Below are 4003 nucleotides of genomic sequence, written 5' to 3'. Positions count from 1 at the left end.
GTTTAAGGGGGGAAGGAAGAGGGGGGAAAGAAGGGGACTTTTTTCTTTCTTTTTTGTTTTTCGTCCGTATAGGACCGTATACGAACGTATTACCGCTGCTGTCGTGCTCCGGCTCCTGCCGGCCGTCACAGTCTGCTTGTGATACGCCCGTATGCGTGTACGTCCCTGGCCCCCACCTCTGCCAGCTCCATAGAGTGATAGGACGTCCTTACCCGAGGCTACATCCTCACTGCGCTGCTTGTGTCGCCTCCGTCTCGTGCAACCGCAAGGCGGCATATACAGGCGGTTTCCCGCCTGTTGTGGGTCGTTGCAGCCACCCACACTTCCTGTACTGCAAACAGGGTGCCCTTTACCCTTCTCCGGCGCATAATTAGGCACTGTAAGCCTCCGGTATAGTGTCTTTCCACAGTCAGCCCCGTGGCCTTTGGTGCGTTCCCCGTCTTTCCGAGGTGTCAACAAAAAGATGAACACGCGAAAGGTGCGTGTGCACACTGGCCTTGAACGGAATTGAACCCTTTCCTCCGCATGATTGTTGCGGCGCTCTACCCACTGAGCTACAAGGCCATATGTCCCGGCGGCGGGAAAAGAAGCGAAAACCGCCGCCGGGTAGTGAGGGAGAAAAGGAGGAAGAAAGAATGGAATGACGGTTACACATCCGCCAATATCATATTGGCATGGATTAAGTGCTCATTAACACGCGTTTTCTTTTTTTGCAAAAAAATAACCGCCCGGGAAATCCCCCAGGCGGTTTTTCTAACTTTCCATATACTTATCAAGCGCGGCTTTCAATATCGCGTTCACCGTGTCCCCGCGCTCCTTGGCCTTTTTCTTTACCTCTTCGGCGTAGTCCTTGCGGACCTTGACACCAAGCACCGTGTAATTTTCGGCCAAATACTTGTTGTTCGCTCTCTTTTTGGCCTCTGTCAATGGCATAAAATCACCCCTCTTATAGGATATCATCATACACTATGTTTAACAATGTACATTCTGCCCAAAAACATTGTTTAACAATTATTCAGTATGCCTATTGTATACATTGTTAAACAATGCTATGATATAGTCACAACAAGGAAACACCGCAAGGAGGAATCACCATGAAACTGTTTAACCTGTTCCGCAGCCGCAACACCCGCAAGCCTGCTGTTCCTGCTGAGGAGCGCGATTACCTGGTAGTCTACGAGGAGACCGTGGGCCGCCCCTCCATTGACTGGGCCATCCGCACCACTTCCGCCGCTCTGGCCCGTAAGGCCTTTGAGGACGCCGGGCTGATCTACTCCCGGATCGTCGGCATCGTCGCTATCTGATAGGAGGTAACACCATGAAATACTTTATCAACGTCACCACCTTGGACGAACTCAAGAAGCAGTATCGCCGCCTGGCGATGATCCACCATCCAGACGTGGGCGGAGACGTTGAGACCATGCAGGACATCAACGCCGAGTATGACGAGCTGCACGAAGTTCTGAAGAAGGCCCACAACCAGCAGGCCGACGAGTTCCACCAGACCACCGAGACCGCCGAGGAGTTCCGCGAGATCATCGAAAAGCTGCTCCGTATGCACGGCCTGGAGGTTGAGCTGTGCGGCTCCTGGCTCTGGATCGGCGGCAACACCAGGGAGCATAAGGACGAGCTGAAAGCCGCCGGGTGCCGCTGGAGCAGTAACAAGAAACTGTGGTACTGGCACCACGCCGAAGAGGGCCGCCGCTGGCACAAGGGCAGCGCCACCATGAACCAGATCCGCAACAAGTACGGCAGTCAGACCTTCCGCAGCGGCGGCGCTGAGCGACTGGCAGAGGCTACCGCCTGAAGCACACGGCCCGCCCCGGAGGTCACGAGGGCAGAAAGGATAATGGAATGGAAAAGTTTACAAAGGGCTATGTGGACGTAGTGGTCCGTATGAGAACTGACAAGCGCGAGGCCAGAAAGTTTTTGCACCGCCAGTTGTATGAACTTCGCAACCAGGTAACCCGTGAGCACTACTTCGAGATGTATGAATATATCAACACCGCTACCAATTAGCCGAAACGCCCACCAGGGCGTCCGCCGGAGATGGCCTACCGGCGCCGATGATGGCAGGCCGGAAGGATGATGTGTAATGACCTGGCAAGAGCTATTCGACCGCAGCTGGAGGAGGGACGAGGCGGAGATAAAAATATATGACCACCTCCGCCTTCCCAGTAAGCTGACCAGTCTTGACAGTGTAGCCCTGTATGACCGCAGCGCAGCCGGAACCATCCAGCGCATGGAGGAGGCGCTGGAAGCCCTCAAGGGCTACAGGCAGGCCCTTGCGGAGCGGTACGCGGTCCTTGCGACCATGCCTTACAAACTCCGCCTTGACCTGATCCGGCACAAGGGCTGGTATGACAAGAAAGTCACCTACACCCTGCGCCTGGTACGCGTCTATGAGGACGGCCACGAGGAGACCGAGCACGAAACCAAATACCCCGGCACGGAGCGCCGCGCAGCTATAGCCGCCTTTGAGACCATGCAGAAGCAGCGGCCAGGGATTGAGTGCAATATGGACATCAGCAAAAAGAGCTGGGAACGATAAACACCGCCCCTTTGGGGGCGGTGTTCTTTTATATGCGTGATAACAAGCACTTAATCCATGCCATGATTAAAGTGCCTGCAAATTACACGCAAGATTGGTGATGCCTATGGACTATACAGTTATCATCTCTGTAGCCTCTTTGTGCTTGGCCGCCGTGGCTTTTTTCTACGGCGTGGGCCGCGATACAAAAAGCAAAGAACCCCCTCCTGATGACAGCAAAATTGACCAGATTATAGCCAACATCCAAGACATGAGCAAAAAGATTGACAAAATCGCTGATTGGCAGCGGGAGGCCGCCGGAATCCATGCCAGCCACTCCGAGAAAATCAAGACCCTTTTCAACAGGCTGGAAAACCTGGAGAATCGCATGGAAGACCGACAGGTTATTAACGCAGCGCTCCAAAAGATTTTAGAGAGGATGAGCTAAATGGACGACGCAAAGAAGATCATTGACGAAGCCAGCCGGGAAGGGCTCCACATGAGCCAGGGGCTTTTGAAACTGGTTCTGAAAATGTGGGACAGTGCCCGGGAAGATGTCCAGGCGGCTACAGCAGCGGCGCGGCGTCTCCGGCTGGTCTCTGTGTTGGCCGCCGTGCTGGCTGCCGTGTGCCTCTGCGTTTGCATTTATCAGGGCACCGTGATCCATCGCCAGGGCGGTGAGATTGCAGCAATTCACCGCATCCTGGAGGAGGGCGTAGTCATTGAGGAGACCACGACCACCACCGAAACAACTACCACCCAGACGGTTGATGGTGACAGCGCCACTATCAACAACGTGGACGGAGAGCAATACAACGATAATGCTGTGAATGGGGGGGCTGAATAATGGCAAAGGCAACCCAGACAACCACCAAGAAAACCGCCAAGACCACCAGAAAGACGGTGATCGGCGGCACAAAAGGCGGGAAGAACTGCCCCACCTGCGGAAAACCCCTATGAGCAGCCGCCACATTGAGGAGCGCCGCCGCGTTGAGTCTGTCACCAGCCAGCAGCGCCTAATGGACGCCATCAATGGCACAGTCCTAAAGCCCCGTGAACGCCAGGTGCTGCTGCTCAAAATCTTTGATGACCTCTCCCACAACGAGATTGCCGACCGGCTGAACATCACCGAGAAAACATCACAGCGGCTTTTCTCCAAAGCTATCCGAAAAATTCAGGACGCCCTATAATGGGCGTCCTTTTTCTGTGCTTTTTATGCTGTTTTCAAGCCGTTTTGTTGTCAGTTCAAAACAAAATATAAAGTTTAGAATATCTCCATAAGGAGGACATAGCGGGAGCCGGACAATGTACCGGCGAGGACGCAAGGCGTCAATGCTGTGCCCTCCTATTTTTATGAAAGACCTGCTAATAAAAGTCAAGTAGAAATTTCAGATTTTTAGGGAGGCGAAAAAATGCAATACAAAATCAAGCCGCTGAGCATCTCAAAATTAAAACGGCGGCCAGCCAGATGGT

General features: G+C 53.7%; 8 protein-coding genes, 1 tRNA gene and 1 other RNA gene. 8 read left to right on the top strand and 2 right to left on the bottom strand.

The genetic code is table 11. The features are described 5' to 3' along the window. Window positions 1–492 precede the first annotated feature (492 nt). Both B5G40_RS16495 and B5G40_RS16490 read right to left on the bottom strand, forming a co-directional pair. Window positions 493–564, bottom strand: a tRNA-Ile gene (locus B5G40_RS16495). Window positions 565–753: 189 nt separating this feature from the next. Then, window positions 754–933, bottom strand: a complete 180-nt coding sequence (locus B5G40_RS16490; RefSeq protein ID WP_087400722.1) for a ribbon-helix-helix protein, CopG family — start codon at window positions 931–933, stop codon at window positions 754–756. A 161-nt stretch (window positions 934–1094) separates the two neighbouring features. Between B5G40_RS16490 and B5G40_RS16485 the strand changes: the two genes are divergently transcribed. From B5G40_RS16485 to B5G40_RS16455, 8 genes are all read left to right on the top strand, one after another. Then, on the top strand, window positions 1095–1304 hold the full coding sequence (locus tag B5G40_RS16485; protein WP_087400720.1) for a hypothetical protein: 210 nt from the start codon (window positions 1095–1097) through the stop codon (window positions 1302–1304). Between the two features lie 14 nt (window positions 1305–1318). Continuing rightward, window positions 1319–1807 (top strand): hypothetical protein, encoded by a 489-nt coding sequence (locus tag B5G40_RS16480; protein ID WP_087400718.1) that lies wholly within the window; start codon window positions 1319–1321, stop codon window positions 1805–1807. A gap of 47 nt (window positions 1808–1854) precedes the next feature. Continuing rightward, complete coding sequence (locus B5G40_RS17025; protein WP_158099568.1) at window positions 1855–2019, top strand: hypothetical protein; 165 nt, start codon at window positions 1855–1857, stop codon at window positions 2017–2019. Continuing rightward, an RNA gene (locus B5G40_RS16475) (hammerhead ribozyme type II) lies at window positions 2018–2082 on the top strand. The genes B5G40_RS17025 and B5G40_RS16475 overlap by 2 nt, the downstream gene beginning before the upstream one ends. 13 nt (window positions 2083–2095) lie before the next feature. Then, window positions 2096–2551: a hypothetical protein gene (locus tag B5G40_RS16470; protein WP_087400716.1), complete on the top strand. Its 456-nt coding sequence runs from the start codon at window positions 2096–2098 to the stop codon at window positions 2549–2551. Between the two features lie 106 nt (window positions 2552–2657). Further along, the gene (locus B5G40_RS16465) at window positions 2658–2978 is read left to right on the top strand and encodes a hypothetical protein (protein WP_087400715.1); all 321 of its coding nucleotides are present in this window, start codon (window positions 2658–2660) and stop codon (window positions 2976–2978) included. Further along, the gene (locus tag B5G40_RS16460) at window positions 2979–3377 is read left to right on the top strand and encodes a hypothetical protein (protein WP_087400713.1); all 399 of its coding nucleotides are present in this window, start codon (window positions 2979–2981) and stop codon (window positions 3375–3377) included. 109 nt (window positions 3378–3486) lie between these two features. Further along, entirely contained in the window at window positions 3487–3720 is a 234-nt protein-coding gene (locus B5G40_RS16455; RefSeq protein ID WP_158099567.1) for an RNA polymerase sigma factor, read from the top strand. The last annotated feature ends 283 nt before the right edge of the window (window positions 3721–4003 follow it).

The sequence above is a fragment of the Flavonifractor sp. An9 genome, from assembly GCF_002161245.1.
Taxonomy (GTDB): domain Bacteria; phylum Bacillota; class Clostridia; order Oscillospirales; family Oscillospiraceae; genus Flavonifractor; species Flavonifractor avicola.
The sequence above is the reverse complement of the archived record's forward strand: the minus strand, read 5'-3'. Positions and strand labels throughout refer to the sequence as shown.